The 17711-nt window shown below is 64.5% G+C and carries 18 protein-coding genes and 1 tRNA gene; 11 read left to right on the top strand and 8 right to left on the bottom strand.

What is annotated here, in order from left to right; all coding sequences use genetic code 11:
• Positions 1 to 34: 34 nt before the first annotated feature.
• Both ACSYS9_RS19395 and rimK read right to left on the bottom strand, forming a co-directional pair.
• Entirely contained in the window at positions 35 to 511 is a 477-nt protein-coding gene (locus ACSYS9_RS19395; RefSeq protein ID WP_071229641.1) for a hypothetical protein, read from the bottom strand.
• Positions 512 to 756: 245 nt separating this feature from the next.
• On the bottom strand, positions 757 to 1635 hold the full coding sequence (rimK, locus tag ACSYS9_RS19400; protein ID WP_071229673.1) for a 30S ribosomal protein S6--L-glutamate ligase: 879 nt from the start codon (positions 1633 to 1635) through the stop codon (positions 757 to 759).
• Between the two features lie 167 nt (positions 1636 to 1802).
• On the opposite strand from rimK, the gene ACSYS9_RS19405 reads away from it, so the two are divergent.
• Complete coding sequence (locus tag ACSYS9_RS19405) at positions 1803 to 2168, top strand: hypothetical protein (RefSeq protein ID WP_223224661.1); 366 nt, start codon at positions 1803 to 1805, stop codon at positions 2166 to 2168.
• A gap of 79 nt (positions 2169 to 2247) precedes the next feature.
• Positions 2248 to 2670: an acyl-CoA thioesterase gene (locus tag ACSYS9_RS19410; RefSeq protein WP_049425109.1), complete on the top strand. Its 423-nt coding sequence runs from the start codon at positions 2248 to 2250 to the stop codon at positions 2668 to 2670.
• 125 nt (positions 2671 to 2795) lie between these two features.
• Here the strand turns inward: ACSYS9_RS19410 and ACSYS9_RS19415 are convergent, their stop codons facing one another.
• Positions 2796 to 3977 carry a hypothetical protein gene (locus tag ACSYS9_RS19415; RefSeq protein ID WP_256201542.1) on the bottom strand — a complete coding sequence of 394 codons (1182 nt, stop codon included), beginning with the start codon at positions 3975 to 3977 and terminating at the stop codon, positions 2796 to 2798.
• A 114-nt stretch (positions 3978 to 4091) separates the two neighbouring features.
• Here ACSYS9_RS19415 and ACSYS9_RS19420 point away from each other — a divergent pair, with 114 nt between their 5' ends.
• Positions 4092 to 4949: a PoNe immunity protein domain-containing protein gene (locus ACSYS9_RS19420; RefSeq protein WP_256201541.1), complete on the top strand. Its 858-nt coding sequence runs from the start codon at positions 4092 to 4094 to the stop codon at positions 4947 to 4949.
• Between the two features lies 1 nt (position 4950).
• Here the strand turns inward: ACSYS9_RS19420 and ACSYS9_RS19425 are convergent, their stop codons facing one another.
• Positions 4951 to 5355, bottom strand: coding sequence for a DUF805 domain-containing protein (locus ACSYS9_RS19425; RefSeq protein ID WP_049425112.1), 405 nt, complete (start codon positions 5353 to 5355; stop codon positions 4951 to 4953).
• A gap of 296 nt (positions 5356 to 5651) precedes the next feature.
• Between ACSYS9_RS19425 and ACSYS9_RS19430 the strand changes: the two genes are divergently transcribed.
• Positions 5652 to 6389 (top strand): hypothetical protein, encoded by a 738-nt coding sequence (locus ACSYS9_RS19430; protein ID WP_071229639.1) that lies wholly within the window; start codon positions 5652 to 5654, stop codon positions 6387 to 6389.
• 253 nt (positions 6390 to 6642) lie between these two features.
• Here ACSYS9_RS19430 and ltrA read toward each other — a convergent pair whose 3' ends face one another.
• From ltrA to ACSYS9_RS19445, 3 genes are all read right to left on the bottom strand, one after another.
• Positions 6643 to 8295: a group II intron reverse transcriptase/maturase gene (ltrA, locus tag ACSYS9_RS19435; RefSeq protein ID WP_071229638.1), complete on the bottom strand. Its 1653-nt coding sequence runs from the start codon at positions 8293 to 8295 to the stop codon at positions 6643 to 6645.
• A 15-nt stretch (positions 8296 to 8310) separates the two neighbouring features.
• Positions 8311 to 8384: transfer RNA gene (locus ACSYS9_RS19440), tRNA-Gly, on the bottom strand.
• A gap of 958 nt (positions 8385 to 9342) precedes the next feature.
• Entirely contained in the window at positions 9343 to 11196 is a 1854-nt protein-coding gene (locus tag ACSYS9_RS19445) for an autotransporter domain-containing esterase (protein ID WP_032128836.1), read from the bottom strand.
• 207 nt (positions 11197 to 11403) lie between these two features.
• Here ACSYS9_RS19445 and thiS point away from each other — a divergent pair, with 207 nt between their 5' ends.
• From thiS to ACSYS9_RS19465, 4 genes are all read left to right on the top strand, one after another.
• The gene (gene thiS / locus ACSYS9_RS19450; RefSeq protein ID WP_049401605.1) at positions 11404 to 11604 is read left to right on the top strand and encodes a sulfur carrier protein ThiS; all 201 of its coding nucleotides are present in this window, start codon (positions 11404 to 11406) and stop codon (positions 11602 to 11604) included.
• 153 nt (positions 11605 to 11757) lie between these two features.
• The gene (locus ACSYS9_RS19455; RefSeq protein WP_010481470.1) at positions 11758 to 12552 is read left to right on the top strand and encodes a thiazole synthase; all 795 of its coding nucleotides are present in this window, start codon (positions 11758 to 11760) and stop codon (positions 12550 to 12552) included.
• The gene (trmB, locus tag ACSYS9_RS19460; RefSeq protein WP_071229637.1) at positions 12552 to 13286 is read left to right on the top strand and encodes a tRNA (guanosine(46)-N7)-methyltransferase TrmB; all 735 of its coding nucleotides are present in this window, start codon (positions 12552 to 12554) and stop codon (positions 13284 to 13286) included. The genes ACSYS9_RS19455 and trmB overlap by 1 nt, the downstream gene beginning before the upstream one ends.
• 27 nt (positions 13287 to 13313) lie before the next feature.
• On the top strand, positions 13314 to 15161 hold the full coding sequence (locus ACSYS9_RS19465) for an SLC13 family permease (protein ID WP_071229636.1): 1848 nt from the start codon (positions 13314 to 13316) through the stop codon (positions 15159 to 15161).
• Between the two features lie 347 nt (positions 15162 to 15508).
• Here ACSYS9_RS19465 and ACSYS9_RS19470 read toward each other — a convergent pair whose 3' ends face one another.
• Positions 15509 to 15844 carry a Rieske (2Fe-2S) protein gene (locus ACSYS9_RS19470; RefSeq protein WP_049401603.1) on the bottom strand — a complete coding sequence of 112 codons (336 nt, stop codon included), beginning with the start codon at positions 15842 to 15844 and terminating at the stop codon, positions 15509 to 15511.
• A 178-nt stretch (positions 15845 to 16022) separates the two neighbouring features.
• Between ACSYS9_RS19470 and ACSYS9_RS19475 the strand changes: the two genes are divergently transcribed.
• The 3 genes from ACSYS9_RS19475 (at position 16023) to mscL (ending at position 17556) form a co-directional block, all read left to right on the top strand.
• Positions 16023 to 16304, top strand: coding sequence for a hypothetical protein (locus ACSYS9_RS19475; RefSeq protein WP_005410817.1), 282 nt, complete (start codon positions 16023 to 16025; stop codon positions 16302 to 16304).
• Between the two features lie 75 nt (positions 16305 to 16379).
• On the top strand, positions 16380 to 17096 hold the full coding sequence (locus ACSYS9_RS19480) for a fumarylacetoacetate hydrolase family protein (RefSeq protein WP_032130205.1): 717 nt from the start codon (positions 16380 to 16382) through the stop codon (positions 17094 to 17096).
• A 55-nt stretch (positions 17097 to 17151) separates the two neighbouring features.
• On the top strand, positions 17152 to 17556 hold the full coding sequence (gene mscL / locus ACSYS9_RS19485) for a large-conductance mechanosensitive channel protein MscL (RefSeq protein WP_032130206.1): 405 nt from the start codon (positions 17152 to 17154) through the stop codon (positions 17554 to 17556).
• Positions 17557 to 17711 lie beyond the last annotated feature (155 nt).

The following is a 17711-nucleotide window of genomic DNA, read 5'->3' on the forward strand; positions in this document are numbered from 1 at the left end:
CCAGCAAGTGCCATGCGCAGGGGCACCGGACGGCCTAGTGGTTGGTGGCGGGGTTGAAGTTGTTGAAGGTGCGCTGGTCGTTGAGCAGTGCCTTGCCCTTTTCTTCGATCCGGCGGCGCTCGGCCACGGTCAGGCAGCGGCTTTTAGGCATGTTGCTGCCGGTGGTGCGGGTGTGCTGGCAGATCTGGCGGCTGTCCTCGTGGGCGCGGACAAGAACGGTATTGATACGCTCCTGGTCGTTGAACACCTCCGCCTGGACCTGCGGCGGGAGCTCCTGAAGCGTGCGGTGGTCGCCCATGCGCTGGGTGATGCGCGCCAGTGCCTGCTGCACCTGGGCGCGGTCATCGGCGGAAATCTCGTTGTACTCGCCGTCATCGAGGGCCTTCTCAACCCGCCGGACCTGCTCGGCCACCGGGGCCTGCCCATCCATCTGTATGGCGGTCTTCTCCGGCTTGGCGGAGACAGCACCAGACAGCCCCAGCAACAACGCGATCATCGTGATGCGGTACATCGCCAGCCTCCGGATCCATCCAGGAACGATGGGCGCCACTCTACGGCCGTCACGCTGCCTCCACAAGGGACTTCCGGCGGCATAAAAAAGACCCAGGCGGGGCCCCGCCTGGGTCTGAAGTCGTATCCCGATACCGATCCTGCTGAGAGGCAGAGCTGCGGTTCGCTGAAGGCTACGCCGACGCCGATTAAAGGCGTGTTAAAGCCGGCCTCATTTGCCCATGAGAATTTCAAGCCATTGATTAATCATGATTTTTTGATCTTCTCGACGTGCTCGATGATACGCGTGGCCACATCCACCCCGCAGGCGGCTTCGATGCCCTCCAGCCCTGGTGTGGAGTTGACCTCCAGCACCAGCGGGCCACGCGCGGAGCGGATCAGGTCCACGCCACAGACCGACAGGCCCAGCGCCTTGGCCGAACGCACCGCCACCTGCTGTTCGGCGCGGCTGGCCTTGGCCGCCACCGCGGTGCCGCCGGCATGCAGGTTGGAGCGGAAGTCACCCTCCGGCGCCTGGCGCTGCATCGACGCCACCACCTGGTCACCGACCACGAAGCAGCGCAGGTCGGCACCCTTGGCTTCGCCGATGAACTCCTGCATCAGGAAGTTGGCGTACAGGCCCCGCAGGGCCTCGACGATGCCACGCGAAGCGCTGGCCTTCTCGGTGAGGATCACGCCCCGTCCCTGGGTGCCCTCGTTGAGCTTCACCACGTGCGGCGGCGGGCCGAGCATGGACAGCAGGTCGACGGTGTCATCGGGGTTGTCGCCGAACACGGTGACCGGCATGTCGATGCCCTTGGCTGCCAGCAACTGGTGCGCGCGCAGCTTGTCGCGCGAACGCAGGATCGCATCGGACGGGTTGGGAGTGCGCGCGCCCATCAGCTCGAACTGGCGCAGCACGGCGGTGCCATAGCGGGTGATCGAGGCGCCGATGCGCGGGATGACCATGTCCACGCCGGTCATCGGCCGGCCTTTGTAGTGCATCGAAAAACCATCGGCGGCGATGCGCATGTAGCAGCGCAGCGGGTCGAGGATGCGAACGGTGTGGCCGCGCGCGCGGGCCGCCTCGACCAGCCGGCGGGTGGAGTACAGGGAGCTGTTGCGGGACAGGATGGCGAGCTTCATCGCGGCACGATCGGACGGCAGGCGCGCAGCATAGCGCGGGCGTGTGGCGGGCGGATGATGCCCTGCAGGCCGCCGCATCTGCGTGCCTGCCGGGGCTGTGCGAAGATGGCTGTTGCCGGCTACAGGACAGGACACGGCCGGCTTACACAACCCAAGGAGAACCACAGATGCGAATGGGAATTCCGCTGTTGTTGCTGTTTGGCCTGATGGGGAGCGCCGCACACGTACAGGCTGCGCCAACCCACGCAGTCTCCCGGCTCTACTTCGATGCCAACAACACCCTGATCGGGCAGGGCCTGCGCTACTGCACGGGCAAGACACAGCACCAGGGCGTTGCCTCACACGCCAATACCCGCTGGATCGATGTTTCCTACGCCTGCCAGGGCGACTCGACCGACGTTTCCTATGGCAGCTGGGTGCCTGCACAACTGCGGCAGGACTTCTGCACGCTGTATGACGCCTGCACGTCACTGATGCCGTGGCCGGAACCCGGCCTGCCCGGCACCCTCGGCAACGGCTTCTACTCAGACTGACAGCCGGTAGTCGCCGCACTGTCTCCGGCGATGGCAGCATCGTCGCCGGAGACCCCACCCACTACACCCCGGAGACTTCATGCCGTTGACGATCCTTCCGCGTTTCTCCGAAGTGGATGTACTCGGCCACGTCACCAACACCGCCCTGCCCGTCTGGTTCGAGGAAGGTCGCCAGGAGATCTTCCGTCATTTCAGCCGCGAGGCCAGCATGCGCGACCTGACGCTGATCCTGCGCCGCTACGAAATCGACTTCCTGCAGCAGATACAGCCGGGACACGAAGTGCGCATCGAGACCCGCATCGAAAACATCGGCCGCTCCTCGCTGTCGATCGTGCAGCAGGCGTTCCAGTTCGAGGCCCTGGTGGCCAGCGGGCGCTGCGTGATGGTGCATTTCGACTACACAACCAACGCCTCGCGCGCCATCGATGCAGAGCAGCGCCGGGCATTGTCAGGGCTGTTTACCGAGGAGTATGCGCAACAGGTGCAGGCGGCAGACGCATGAGCCATACGAAAGGCCGGTCATCCGCATCCGGTACTGCCCGCAGCCCATTTCTTCAGCTTTTCCAGCGCTTTCCCGGCCTGCATCGACGACGCATGCCGGAACCTCCCTGCTTGATTCGACGCAGTCTAACCTGTGACTGAGGGCCGCTGATCCGCGCGGGGCAGGCGCAGCGAGAAGCCCCCATCGCGGACACGCACGGCCAATGCGGTTTCCCGCCATTCCACAGGCAGCGCCAATGCCGTGTGTGGCGTGGGGACGCGTGTGATCGCCTCGAACGTCCAGTGTTCCTCATAGGCTTCGCAGCGAAGCGTTCCGTCATCGCCGACCGCGATCACATCGATCCAGGCCCCACTCCGGGTCTTGCCAGTGCCGCCCATCGCACGGCGGCCAATGGCCTGCCAACGCCCCTGCCAGTGAACGAGCCATACGCCCTCGATGGGACGCAGATCCCCATCAAGCACGCTTCCCGCCACCACCACGCATCGACCGGACGGGCTGGCAATGACCGTCTCCAGATCGCAGACGTGACGGTCACTGGGCGCGCCATCAAGACAGAGCGCGTACGGGCAGATGCGCGCGAACAAGGTCGGATGCGCAGTCAGGCGCAGGTCGTCGGGAAGCAGCGGGATGGCCTTCAGCACCCGGGCATCAGGCAGGACATGCCGCAACACCTGCGGCACCCCGGCGGCCAGCGCCGGATGCTCCTGTTCCAGCCATAGACCCCGGCAGGGGCGCAGCGTGGTCGATCGACTGGGAATATCCCGCAACCACATCGCGGCTTCTGCATCCCCGCCAAGCTGCCGGCGCTCGTGCAGTTCCTGCCAGAACAGGCTGGGAACAATCGACAGCAGGTGCATCACCCTCTTGTCCGCTTCGTCGTAGACGATCACCGCTTCGCTGCGATCACTGTAGCCACTGGCCACACGCAGCGCGCTGCCCGCCAGCGCCAGCCACTCGCCGCTGGCATCGTGGCTGCCTGCGGTGGATACGCCCTCGACAATGGCGCCATCGCGCAGCATCAGGGTGCCGTAGGCCGGCCCGCCCATGCCCAGCTCGCCCCAATCCAACAGGACATCATGCGTGGGCGGCCGGGTGGCGAAGGGCAGCTTCGCCCGCGAGCGCAGCAGTGCGCCCCCTACGGCATCGCCGACCAGATCGAAGTGCTGCAGCACGCCGCCCAGGGCAAGGCATGCGGCCAGGCCAACGACCACACCCCAAGGCGACCACCACACCACGCAGATCGCTACCCATATCAGGAACGGCAGCCACTGGGTGAAGCGGCGGAGGGCGATTCGATCAACGGTCATGCAGGCTGGGCGGCGGCGACTGTGCACCATTCAAACCTTCAACGCTGTGCCAGGCAATGGGTTCGAACCGGCAATGCCGCTAGACTCTCGCTGATGATGCAATCGATGACTGCCGTGAATCGCCGGAATCTGCTGCAGGACATGCTGCCGCGATGGAGAGCACTGGCCAAGGCCCCGGGCCAGCCGCGCCGCACGCTTCGCCTGCCGGATTGGCAGGCGGACTGGAACGCAGGCATGGCCTTGCTTGCACGCCATGCGCGCAATGGCGGTGAATCTGTGCAGGAACCGCTGCAGGGACATGCGGCCCTGGAGCATGCCTACGGCTGGGAGACGGTTGCACAGACCGGCAGCAACCTGCTGCTGAAAGGCGTTGACCGCGGCTTCGCCCCCACGGCGTTGCAGCAGATGCATGCCGACGTAGCAGATCTCTGGCTCGAGCATGCGCGTTTGCTGGCCCTTGCCCGGGACAGCCTGCAACAGCAAGGCCACGACATCGCGCTGGCTGCGTCGTTGCAATCGCGTACAACGCAGCACTACGAATACGCACTGCAGCTGTTGTCACTGGGCGTGCTGCTGGATGCGCAGGAACGCCTGCCGGCGCTGGTGGAGAAGGTGCTCTGTTTCGACACCGACCGCGTGCTGGACTACCTCAGCGCGCCGGCGCTGGGCCTGGTGGAAGCCAGTGATGAGGTCTTTCATCCGCGACCGTTCGCCGAGCTGTTCGCGCCGCTGCGCGACGCTGAAGCGTTCGACCCTTCACTGCTGGCCGGCTACCTGCAGGTGCAGTACCGCGACTTCTTCCTGCTGCCGCCAAAGGCTCAGAAGCGGACCCGGCGCCTGATCGGGCCGAACGCTTGGGGCTACTGGGCATTTGAAGTGGCTGCGCTGGTGGTGCTGTATGGCGGTGACGACGCCACGCTACGCACCTGCCCCCACTACCCTTCCGACCTGGTGGACTTCGCCCGGCGTTGAGTCAGGCACCTGGCAGGCCGGAAACACCGCCGAATCGATTCTCTTCCTCGTTGCCCGGCAGAAGCATGACCGGGAAGAGGACGAATACGCCCAACGGGATGAACGCGATCACGACGTACCAGCCGGACTCGTCGATGTCGTGCAGTCGTCGAACGGCCAGGGCCAGCATGGGCGGAAGGAGGACGATGACCGCGCAGACCGTCATGACCCACCCCAGCGTCCGGAATGGCTCGAAGGCCTCCCCGTCGAGCAGCACGGTGCCCGTCAGCCAGTATCCGCCGTCCATCAAGGTGTAGCCCACTGCCACCACAAGGGCAGCAGACAGGGAGTATGACCAGAACTCCTTCCGGTTGGATCGCCCTGAAAAATCAAAGCAACGCCTGAGGGGCAAAAGTGCGGGGATCATTCGCGCTCCGGGCAGCGGACGATGGGAGGCAAGGGTTAACGATCTTTTAGCATCCCCAAGCCCAGCACCAACTGAACCCTGCGGCCCGGCAGGCCCGGCAGACAGCGGAGGTTGCAGGAGCCAGCCGCAGCAGCCGCGCAGCCGGAGACGCAGCGCGAACTACCGCACATTTCCATGGGCGTGGGCATTCTGAATCGAATCACTGGCTTGCAGCAGTGGCGGATTGGTCGAATTCCAGTTTTCCAGAATTGCGCCTCTGCTAGCGTCACGACTCACTCATGGATTCGAGGTTTTGAATGGCTGCGATTTCTTTTCCGCTGATGCTTGCACTGCTTTCCGCGCAGGCCCCGATGGCCGCAAACGCCGAACGTGATTACACCGGACCGGCAGGGGCATCCTCGATCGGGCCTGGCATCTGCGACCCCGGCATGGACATGCTGCCGAACGGCGGAGGGGTGGTGATCCGGCGCTGCGGCACGAATGGAACGGTCGCTGGCGTTGGCAGCAATATCGATGCTGCGACGGCCAACGCCAATGGCTTCCTTGCCGTCGCCGAGGAAGGACCCGTCTGCAGTGTCTTCGCACGCGATCCCTATGTCAGCATCCCGGCACCGGGTGTTGGCATCAAAGCGGAATGCAGTTCCTCTCCGCTTTCCGCCTATGGCATGACGACCACTACTGCGGGACAGAACGTGCTTGAGCTGGCCATCAACCTGGCGGCGACGCAGGCCTGGTGCAATGTCGACTACTACTATGGGTCGGCGCATGGCTATAAGTATCCCTACACCTGCAACCGCCCGGGCCAGTCCTGGAGCGTTGCCGGTCTTGGCTCCAGCGTCGACGATTCAAACGCAATGGCAATGCGGCTTGTGAAGAAATCATCCAAGACCGGTACGCACTGCTATTTTGACAACGCCGAGTTGAATGGCGTCGTCTTCCGCGCATACCTGCACTGCAACGGATCGACCTATACCGGTTTCGGGAGTTCCGTCACTGCCGCGGCCAAGGACGCGGCTGCGCAAGCAGGCGCATAAGCCACCCGGGCTGTGGTTCGGAAGAGCCACAGCCCGACGCATTGAAGAATGAGGTTCCGGCGCCGTTGCCACACGCTGGACTGGGGTGTGGTTCAACGATTGCGCCGCGTCTGCCTGGGGTGAACACCCTGGAGACATGGAGCGGGCGATGGGAATCGAACCCACGTCAGTAGTCGGGTGGGAAGGTGGCCTCGCGGCCACCCTCCCCCCTCAGAACCGTGCGTGAAAGTTACCCTTCACACGGCTCAAGCAGTCACAAACCCCCTTCGTCTATGGGAGGGGGCGACAGCCGTAGCCTGGCACGGGCGTGAAGCTGCTCGTGACAGGTGGTGTGGAGCAAAACAAGGTTGGAGAGGCGGTCAGACCCCCCGTACACCCTGAAAACCTTGTGGTGGATGTGCCAGCTGGTGCTGGTCAGTTTCCGCCCACAGCAGGCGCACTTGGCCTCTTGCTTTGTCCAAAGCCATAGCAGTTTCCTTTTTCCGGTCAGCGAGCGCTTCATGCGGTATTGCAACCGCTGATTAAAGTAGCTCTCGTCCTTGGGGTCGTAGGGGCTAACGTCAGACCGCACCTTGATGTATTCGCCGACCTTGAGGGACGACAGGCGCATCAGAGTGTGTTTACCGACACCGAAGATCCAATCGCGGGACTTGTTGCGCCGGAAGTACCGACGTTTGATCCAGCGGAGACCTTTGGTGGGGTGACGGCGTTTGGCCCAACACCAGACCGCGTGGTGGATAAGGTGATCCAGTCTTGCGAACGGTTCTGAGGCGTTCACAACTTGGTGATACATACCCCACCCCCGAATGATCGGGTTCAGGACATGCAGCACGTCGTCTTGCGTGGATCCCCGCAACAGCCGGAGCTGGCTGCGGATCTTAGCCATGAAGGCGTTGGTGTTTTGTTTCGACGGCCTTCTAAGGAGGAGATTTCCAAATTTCCGGAAGTTCCAACCCAAGAAGTCGAAGCCTTCGTCCATGTGCGTGATCTTCGTCTTGCTTTCGGAGAGCGTGAGCCCTCTTTCCGCGAGGAACTTGACGACGATCGGCTTGACCTTGCGTTCCAGGATCTCCGCAGAGGCTCCTGTGATTACAAAGTCGTCTGCGTAGCGGACGAAGTTGCACTTGTTGCGGCGTGGGAGCGCATCGATGAGCCGGCCCAGCCCGTCAAGGACAATGTTTGCGAGCACAGGGGAAATGATGCCGCCCTGTGGTGTGCCCGCATCCGTCGGAAACAACTTACGGTCTTCCATGAAGCCTGCTTTCAGCCACTGCGACAGCACATGCCGGTCGATTGGTACGTGTTTCATCAGCCAGTCGTGACTGATGTTGTCGAAGCAACCTTTGATATCCCCTTCCATCACCCAGCGTGAGCTGGTCTTCGTGCTCAGACAGGTCTTCAGGTGGGCGGCAGCGTCGGCTGTCGACCTGAAACTACGGAACCCGTATGAGTGAATGTCCCCATAAGCTTCGGCGACGGGGTCGAGTGCATACAGATACAGCGCCTGCATTGCTCGATCTTTCATCGTCGGTATACCGAGAGGGCGGGTGCCACCTCGGGCCTTGGGGATGTGGATTCGGCGAAGCGGTTTTGCCTTGTATCCCTTACGTTGCAAGGAGTTGATGGCATTCCACTTGGCCGCAGGTGTCGACCACGTTGCACGGTCTACACCCGGGGTACGACGGCCTTGGTTCTCCGTGACTCGACGTACAGCCGTTGCTTTGGCTGCAGTTGAGCGGACAAGTAGCTTTTGTAGGCGTTTAACCCTACGCCACTGCTTGTCCTTAGCTGCCTTCGCTATTCTTGCCTGCATCCTCGACACAGCGCAGCTTGTGGCTTTCCAGTTGATGGAGTGCCAGTTGCTGAGGTGTGAGGAGGCGACATCACCATCGATGATGGCGTCCATATCTACCTCCTGAAGTGGAGCGGGTGAAGGGAATCGAACCCTCGTCAGTTGCTTGGGAAGCAACAGCTCTACCATTGAGCTACACCCGCCCAGAGCCCGTCAGGGGATAGACGCCCCAAAGGGGAGTCGTTCCCCGTTGGGTATGAGTTTGCGAAGCCTGTTTAGCGACAGACCACCCGGTGGAAGTCAGCACCCTTTCGGGTTGGGGCGATCTTTTCATCCCCTATCCCCTCGATTACAGAGAGGCGTTCGCTTACTCCACCATCCTATACCCACTTGGTCATCGTTTCTCCTTGCGGAGAACCTAGTCGCCGAGGCGACAACCAGTTGGGCTTACCACGTTCCGTACATGCAACAGAGTACCTAGGATCTCGCCTTTTCGCCGGAGGTGCAATTGTCAGCGTGTCTCTACCAAGCAGAGAAACATCCGACCTCGTCCCGTTTTGGGTAGGGCCCAGTCGCAGTTGGCCCGTCTAGCTTGACGACGTTTATATGGCGATTCGTTTGTACTGATCCTTGATACTCAGCCTAGCGCCTACTCGGTTACGACTACCGAGGTCACGAGTCCTCCCTCACGGGAGAATCGTATCCGTGAGGATGGCTACATTAACGGAGAGCTTAGCACCGGAGAATTACTTCTCCCGCACCACTCCTTGGCTACCGGTGGCTGAACACCGGGTTGGTTCGAGAACCCTTGGCAGGGTGGACGACCAACAATTGCATGCACAGCCTTCGCCGTGCCAGTAGGGATGTACTCCTACCGTTCAACGTATCGTCCACCGTGTTGCTGGGGGACGTTTTGCTGCCAGACCGAGATCTGTACAGCTGTGGCCAGGAAACCGCCTGGTCGGTTGAACGTGCGGCACGGCTCGTGTCGCACGCTTGGGAAGCTACAGCTCTACCATTGAGCTACGCCCGCATTGCGGGTGAAAGTCTATGCGGAGCGGCCGGTGTTGCGCAATGGTGGCCGCCGCACCCGCCGGGCATGACCCGGCGCTGCCGTGCAGGCATCCCAGGCACCTTGCGGTGCCCGGGATGTTGCATTCATCAGAAGCTGCCACCCACGGTGGCGAAGATCGTCGCGTCACGGGCGCGCTTCTGCGCGGCCGTGGTGCTCAGGCCAACGTTGCCCTGCAGGCCGAACAGGTCCATGCGCGCACCCAGAACAGCGGTGGCGTAGTTCTTGTCGAAGTCCAGGCCCGGCACGCGGTAGCTGCCCAGTTCCGGCAGGGTCTGCAGCCACGCGCTGGCCTGCTTGGTGTCCTCGAACTCGTGGTCGTAGGTCACCTGCACGTACGGCTTGACGGTGCCGCCATCGAAGCGGGCCTGCCAGCCGATGCGGCCGACGGTCGAGTCGACGTTCTGGCGGTCGTAGCCCAGGGCGGTGGCCAGCGTGCCCGCAGCAGCGCTTTCGCTGTAACCATCGATCTTGACCTTCTGCCAGATCACCGCAGCGATCGGGCCGTGGCGGAAGCCACCTTCGGTGCCGAACTCGTAACCGGCATTCAGTGCAGCGGTCAGGTTGCTGCCGTCCGGCGAGCCACCGTGTTCGCGGGTAGCCGGGCCCAGCTGGACCTTGCGGTTCACGTCATACGACAACCAGGTGTAGCTGACCTGGCCGTTGACCCAGACGCGGTCGCCATACCAGGCAGCGAACAGGCCGGCGGTGGTGTCCTTCTGGGTGAAATCGCCACGGCTGTTGCCGAAGTCGGCACTCATGCGACCGAAGCCGGCGAAGCCGCCGACCACCACGCCGTTGCGTGCCCAGTCGACACCGAACAGGCCGGCCGGCGCCACGCCGTCGTACAGGTCGGCGTGGTCATAGCGCTGCAGGTCACCGCGCACGCCACCCCACCACGACAGGCCATCGGCCGGACGGGCGCCCAGGTGGTTGCTGACCTGGTCCGCACGCGAACGGCCGACTGTCTGTGCCGAGTGGCTCAGCACCTGCTGCAGGCGCGGAGCCTCCAGCACCGAGACGGCGTACTGGCCCAGCAGCTGGTGACCGGTAACGGTCGGATGCACGCCATCGGCGAACAGATAGGTCTGGTACGCATCGGGGCTGACGTAGGTGGTCGGGTTGCAGCCGATGATGCTGCCCGTGGTGTTGGCCGGGTTGATCTTGCAGGCGGTGCCGGTGACGTTGGTGAAGCCGTACATGCCCGGGTTGGCGGTCACTTCACGCAGGATGCTGAAGGTATCGAGCGGAATGAACTCGATGCCCGCCTGCTTCAGGCCGCCATACAGCGCCTTGTTGTAGCCGACCGACATGGCGGTGGCAGCCGCTGCATTGGGGCCGCGGAACTGCGGGGTGATGCCCACGTCCGGCAGGTTCGGCACCAGCACGTACTGGGCACCGGCCTGCTTCAGGGCACCGACCAGCGCGATCTGGTCGGTGACCGCCGCGCCGATGATGCCCTGCACCTGGGCCGGCGGCGCACCCGCACCGGCAGCGCCGGCGGCGGCAAACAGGTCGTTTGCGCCACCCCAGACGGTATACAGGGCGTTACGGTCAGCCTTGCCACCGTTTGCCGCCAGGTAGCGGGCCGCCTGCGACTTCAACGAAGGGATCGCGCCGAGGGCACCGCTGCCTTCGACCGACACGCGGGCGCCGCCGACAGCGTAGTTGTCGCCGTTCTGGCCGTTGCCGTTGGGGTCCTTGTTGAGGCCGTAGTAATTGGCGACCTGCTGCGACCACACCCAGCCCGGGTTGGTGGTGAACTGGCCGGAGAGCCCCTGCGTGGCCTCGGGCAGCAGCGGGCGGAAGTAGCCGGCATCGGTGAGGCTGTCACCGAAGAACACCGCCTTGGAATACGGATTTTCGCCTGCCATGGCCGGCAGCGCGGCCAGTGCGATCGCAGCCGCCATGAGGGAGCGGATCGGGTGTTTGCTGAGCTGCATCTAGGAACTCCTGTGGGGTAAACAAGTTGGAATCCGGCGCACGTACGCCGGCGCACGGTCAATGGTTTCACCGCGCCGCCGTTTGCTCACGCTGCGCCGCCGCATGGATTGTCGCCTGACCACGCCGAAACCTGCTGTGCCGGAGCTGGCGCCCGGTTCAAATTACAAACGTTCCGATCCCGACGGGCTTTCAGCGACAATGCAGGGATGAACATCCAGCTCAACGGCGAACCCCGCACCCTGCCCGCTTCGGCGACCCTCCACGACCTGCTTGAGGCCGAGCAGCTGCTGCAGCGCCGGGTGGCGGTGGAGGTCAACGGCGAGATCGTCAGCCGCAGCCGCCATGGCGAGCATCTCCTGGCCGAAGGCGACGTGGTGGAGATCGTGCACGCGCTGGGCGGGGGCTGAGGCCATCCCGGGCAGTGCCGGCCGCTGGCCGGCAATCCGACGCTGTCAGGCACCCTGCATCTGCCGGCCAGCGGCCGGCACTACCTTTACCCTTCTGCTGGCTGCACGCCATTGCGTGATCCCATCTTCAGGCGGATAAGCGATAATCGCGCCATGAACGTTCATGTCTCCCCCGATTCGCTGGTGATCGCCGGCAAGACCTATGGCTCGCGGCTGCTGACCGGCACCGGCAAGTTCAAGGATCTGGAAGAAACCCGCCTGGCCACCGAGGCTGCAGGCGCCCAGATCGTCACCGTGGCCATCCGCCGCACCAACATCGGGCAGAACCCGGGCGAGCCGAACCTGCTCGACGTGCTGCCGCCGGAGCGCTACACCATCCTGCCCAACACTGCGGGCTGCTACACCGCCGAAGACGCGGTGCGTACCTGCCGGCTGGCCCGTGAGCTGCTGGACGGCCACAACCTGACCAAGCTGGAAGTGCTGGGCGACCAGAAGTCGCTGTACCCGGACGTGGTGCAGACCCTCAAGGCCGCCGAACAGCTGGTCAAGGACGGCTTCGAGGTGATGGTCTACACCTCCGACGACCCGATCCTGGCCAAGCGCCTGGAAGAGATCGGCTGCGCTGCAGTGATGCCGCTGGCTGCGCCGATCGGTTCGGGCCTGGGCATCCAGAACAAGTACAACCTGCTGCAGATCATCGAAGACGCCAAGGTGCCGATCATCGTCGACGCCGGCGTGGGCACCGCGTCGGATGCGGCGATCGCGATGGAGCTGGGCTGCGACGGCGTGCTGATGAACACCGCCATTGCCGGTGCACGCAGCCCGGTGCTGATGGCCAGCGCCATGCGCAAGGCGGTCGAGGCCGGCCGCGAGGCCTTCCTGGCCGGACGCATCCCGCGCAAGCGCTACGCCAGCGCCTCCTCCCCGGTGGATGGGTTGATCGGCTGATGACCAATCCCTTCGACAGCGCCGGTTCCAAGGCCCCGCCCAAGCCCTTCACCGTGAGCGAGGGCCGCCGCGAGGTGCGCAGCTTCGTGTTGCGCCAGGGCCGCTTCACCCCCGCCCAGCAGCGCGCGTTCGACGAGCGCTGGCCGCGTTTCGGCATTGACTACAACGGCCAGCCGCGTGATCTGGACGCCACCTTCGGCCGCCAGGCGCACAAGGTGCTGGAAATCGGCTTCGGCAACGGTGCCGCGCTGCGCTTCGCCGCCCAGCATGATCCGTCGCGTGACTACATCGGCATCGAAGTGCATGCGCCCGGCGTGGGCCGGCTGCTGAACGCGCTGGCCGACGACAACGCCGACCACGTGCGCCTGTACCACCACGATGCGGTGGAAGTGCTGCAGAACGAGATTGCCGATGGCGCACTGGATGAAGTGCGCATCTACTTCCCGGACCCGTGGCACAAGAAGCGCCACAACAAGCGCCGCCTGCTGCAGCCTGCATTTGCCGAGCTGCTGGTGCGCAAGCTGCGCCCGGGCGGCCGCCTGCACTGCGCTACCGACTGGGAAGACTATGCCGAGCAGATGTGGGACGTGCTCGACGCCACCGCTGGCCTGGTCAACCGCGCCGGCCCGCGTGGCAGCGTGCCGCGCCCGGACTGGCGGCCGCAGACGCACTTCGAGACCCGCGGCCAGAAGCTCGGCCACGGCGTCTGGGACCTGCTGTACGACCGCACCTGACGATCGCCTGAGGACACCGCGCCCCACATGGATACCGCGCTGACGCTGACCAACGACATGAAGCTCGTGCTCGGGCTGGTCGGCTTCACGATGGCGATGTTCCTGTTCGAGCGCATCCGCGCCGACGTGGTCGCGCTGGTGGTGCTGGTGGTGCTCGGTGTCACCGGGCTGATCGCGCCGGAGGAAATCTTCGGCGGCTTCTCCGGTAACGCGGTGATGAGCATCATCGCCACCACCATCCTCGGTGCGGGCCTGGACCGCACCGGGGCGCTGAACCGGCTGGCCGCCTGGCTGTTGCGGCGCGGCCATGGTGTCGAGCAGCGGCTGCTGATGATGACCACGGCCATTGCCGGCCTGAATTCCTCTTTCATGCAGAACCCGTCGGTGATGGCGCTGTACCTGCCGGTCGCCTCGCGACTGGCCGCGCGCACCGGGTTGACCCTGCAGCGCCTGCTGCTGCCCATTTCGGCGGCAATCGTGATGGGTGGTGCGCTGACCATGGTCGGCAATTCACCGCTGATCCTGCTGAACGATCTGCTGGCCTCGGCCAACAACAACCTGCCTTCCGGCCTGGCCACCATCGAGCCGCTGCGCATGTTCGCACCGCTGCCGATCGGCGTGGCGCTGCTGATCGCTTCGCTGCTGTATTTCCGCTACTACGGCGACCGCAAGCTGATCGAGGAAGAGAACCTGGTCAACGACGGGGTCACGCCCGCGCGCACCGAGAGCTACTTCGCCAAGACCTATGGCATCGAAGGCGATGTGTTCGAGCTGGTGGTCAGTGCCGAAAGCCCGCTGGTGGGCATGACCCTGGGCGAGGCCGAGAACCTGCACGATGCCCCGCTGCTGCTGGCCCTGAAAACCGGCAATGACACCCGCCTGGCGCCACCGGCGGAGATGCGCATCTGGGTCGGCAGCGTGCTCGGCGCGATGGGCCCGCGCGAGCAGATCAACGATTTCGCGCAGAACCAGTTCCTGCGCATGTCTTCGCGGCTGAAGCACCTGGGCGACCTGTTCAACCCCAGCCGCGCCGGCATTTCCGAGGCCGTGGTGCCACCGACCTCGAACGTGATCGGCAAGAGCGCGGCCGATCTGCGCCTGCGCAAGGAGCGCGGCATCAGCCTGCTGGCGATCAACCGCGACAAGCAGGTGATCCGCGAGGACGTGCGCGACATGCAGCTGCGCGCCGGCGACATGCTGGTCTTCCACAGCATCTGGACCGACCTGGCGCAGGCCGCCCGCAGCCGTGACTTCGTGGTGGTGACCGACTACCCGACCGGCGAGCAGCGCCCGCACAAGTTCAAGATCGCGATGGCGATCTTCGCCTTGACCATCCTGATCGCGCTGACCAGCAAGCTGCCGGTGGCGCTGACGCTGATGACCGGCGTGGCCGGCATGCTGCTGACCGGCGTGCTGCGCATGGACGAGGCCTACGCCTCGATCAACTGGAAGACAGTGTTCATGATGGCTGGGCTGATCCCGCTCGGCTGGGCGATGGATTCCAGTGGCGCGGCGGCATGGGTGGCCGGCCATACCATCGACAAGCTACCCACCGGTATTCCGGTATGGGTACTGGAGGTGGCGCTGGCGCTGCTGACCACGGCGTTCTCGCTGGTGATCAGCCATGTGGGCGCCACCATCGTGATGGTGCCCATTGCGGTGAACCTGGCGCTGGCGGCGGGCGGCAACCCGACGGCGTTCGCGCTGATCGTGGCGCTGTCGGCGTCCAACAATCTGATGACGGCCTCCAACCCGGTGATTTCGATGATCACCGGCCCGGCCAACTACACCCCGCGCGAGATGTGGCGGGTCGGCGGCCCGCTGTCGCTGATCTACACCTGCGTGGTGGTGCTGATGATCAACCTGATGTTCTGAGGGTTGGGTTTGTTGGCAGGGCTGCGCCCTGCACCCGCAGAGGCAACGGCAACGGCCGAAGCAACAGCAACAGCGGGCTATCCGTGGGATGGCGGGGTGGGTCCGGTTGCGGGGGACGCTGCGAGTACGTCCCTGTAAGCTCGGTCGCCGCATCCATGCGGCTCACGCCCCCGCAACCGGACCCACCCCGCCTTCGACAGATTTCTGCGATCTGTCGGAACGGCGTCCTGCACTGCTTTGGTAGATGTCGACCTTGGTCGACACGGTAGATCCACGCCATGCGTGGATGGATCTCTGGATATCTGTTGATCCGGTGGGTGCGGACCGTTGGTCCGCACACCGATAGGTCAGGCCAGGTAGATTTGCCCGTCGCGCACGTCCACCGGCACCGCGCGCAGGCGGTCGCCCTTGCAGGGGCCGGCGATGCAGTCGCCGCTGTCCAGCGCGAACGAAGCGCCGTGGGCGGCGCACACCAGGTGGCCCTCGCGGCTCTTCAGGAACTGGCCCGGCGCCCAGTCCAGGCGACGGCCGGCGTGCGGGCAGATGTTCAGGAACGCGCGCACCTGCGCGCCATCGCGGTACAGCACCAGCGATTCGGCATCGCCATCAACCACCGCTTCGACCTCGGCAAACGCGCCATCGGCAATGGCATCAAGGGCGATCAGGGCAGCGGCGGCAGTCATGGCGAAGGCTCGGACAGTAAACGCGCATTGTCGCACGCCCGCTCAGGTGACTGGCTGCAACATGAACACAAGTCATTGATTCGTAATAAGCACAGGCTATATTTAACGAGTTTTTCACTCAATGACAGTGGCACCTCCCGATACTCTGGTTTCGCTGATCCCAGCCTATCGAGCCGCCATGTTCAATCGCGCATCCGCCTTCAACCAGTTCCGCACCCTGTTCGCGCCGCGCAAGCCGCGTCACCCGCTGGTGCGCGTTGCCGTGGGCCTGCTTGGCCTGGCGATCCTGGCGGCGATGGTGTTCATCGGCGTGTTCGTCGGTGCGGCGATGATCCTGGTCGGCCTGGCGTGGAAGCTGCTGGCCTCGCGCAAGCCGGGCGTTGCCCGTCCGGTCGATCCGACCGTGGTCGAAGGCGAGTACCGCGTGGTGCGCAAGCCGGTGCTGCCGGCCTCGCGTTGATCCACGCCCTCCGCGCCCGCTGACGGCGGGCGCCATGCGTTCTAGACTGCGGGCACGCCCTTCCTGGATGCCCGCATGTCCGATGTCTCCGATGTGATCCCTGCCGTAGCCCTGCCGCGTGTGCCGGTAGCCGGTGGCGGCAGTTTCCCCGTGCACCGTATCTACTGCGTCGGCCGCAACTTCGCCGACCATGCCCGCGAAATGGGCGCAGCAGTGCCGGCGGCCGACGATCGCGGCCGTCCGATGTTCTTCAGCAAGCCGGCCGATGCGATCGTGGTCGGCCACGACGATGCCATTCCCTATCCCCCGGCAACCGCCAACCTGCACCACGAAGTGGAGCTGGTGGTGGCGATCGGCCGTGACGCGCCCGTGGGCGAGCTGGCCATGGCCGACGCCGAGGCGCTGGTCTACGGCTATGCCGTTGGACTGGACCTGACCCGCCGCGACCTGCAGGCCGCCGCCAAGGACAAGGGCCACCCGTGGGATGCGGCCAAGGGCTTCGATGCTTCCGCGCCGATCAGTGAAATCGTCCACGCCGAGGAAGTCGGCGACCTGGCCGCGCTGAACCTGTCGCTGGAGGTCAACGGCGAAGTGCGCCAGCAGGCGCTGCTGGACCAGATGATCTGGAACGTGCCGGAGATTCTGCATGAGCTGTCCAAGCTGTGGCAGCTGCGTGCCGGCGACCTGGTGTTCATGGGTACCCCGTCCGGAGTGGCCGCGCTGAAGCCCGGCGACCGCTTCAGTGCCCGCCTGGAAAACGTGGCCGAGCGCCACGGCGTGATCGCCGGCTGACATCACCTGCGCTACCCTGCGCGCTGTCCACTTCCCCCACCGGAGAAAAACAACAATGGGAATGCTCACCGAGTTCAAGGAATTCGCGATGCGCGGCAACGTCATCGACCTCGCCGTCGGCGTGGTGATCGGCGCGGCCTTCGGCAAGATCGTGACCGCACTGGTCGAGAAGATCATCATGCCGCCGCTGGGCATGCTGATCGGCAAGGTGGATTTCTCGCAGCTGGCGTGGACGTTGTCACCGGCCAGCATCGGTGCCGACGGCAAGGAAATCCCGGCCGTGGTGATCGGCTACGGCGACTTCATCAATACGCTGATCCAGTTCGTGATCGTGGCCTTCGCCATCTTCCTGGTGGTCAAGACGATCAACCGCCTGTCGCGCAAGCAGGAAGCCGCCCCGGCCGCACCGGCCGAGGAAGTGGTGCTGCTGCGCGAGATCCGCGACAGCCTGAAGAAGTAAGGCCGCCTACCGGTAGTGCCGGCCGCTGGCCGGCAACATCGGAACATGCGGGAGCCGGCCAGCGGCCGGCACTACCGCGACTGCACGAAAGCCCCGCCCTGGCGGGGCTTTCGCTTTGCCGGACGTGGCGGAAAACAGCGTTCGCGGCAGCCATG

This window comes from Stenotrophomonas sp. STK17_22, assembly GCF_051983905.1.
GTDB classification, from domain to species: Bacteria; Pseudomonadota; Gammaproteobacteria; order Xanthomonadales; family Xanthomonadaceae; genus Stenotrophomonas; species Stenotrophomonas maltophilia_A.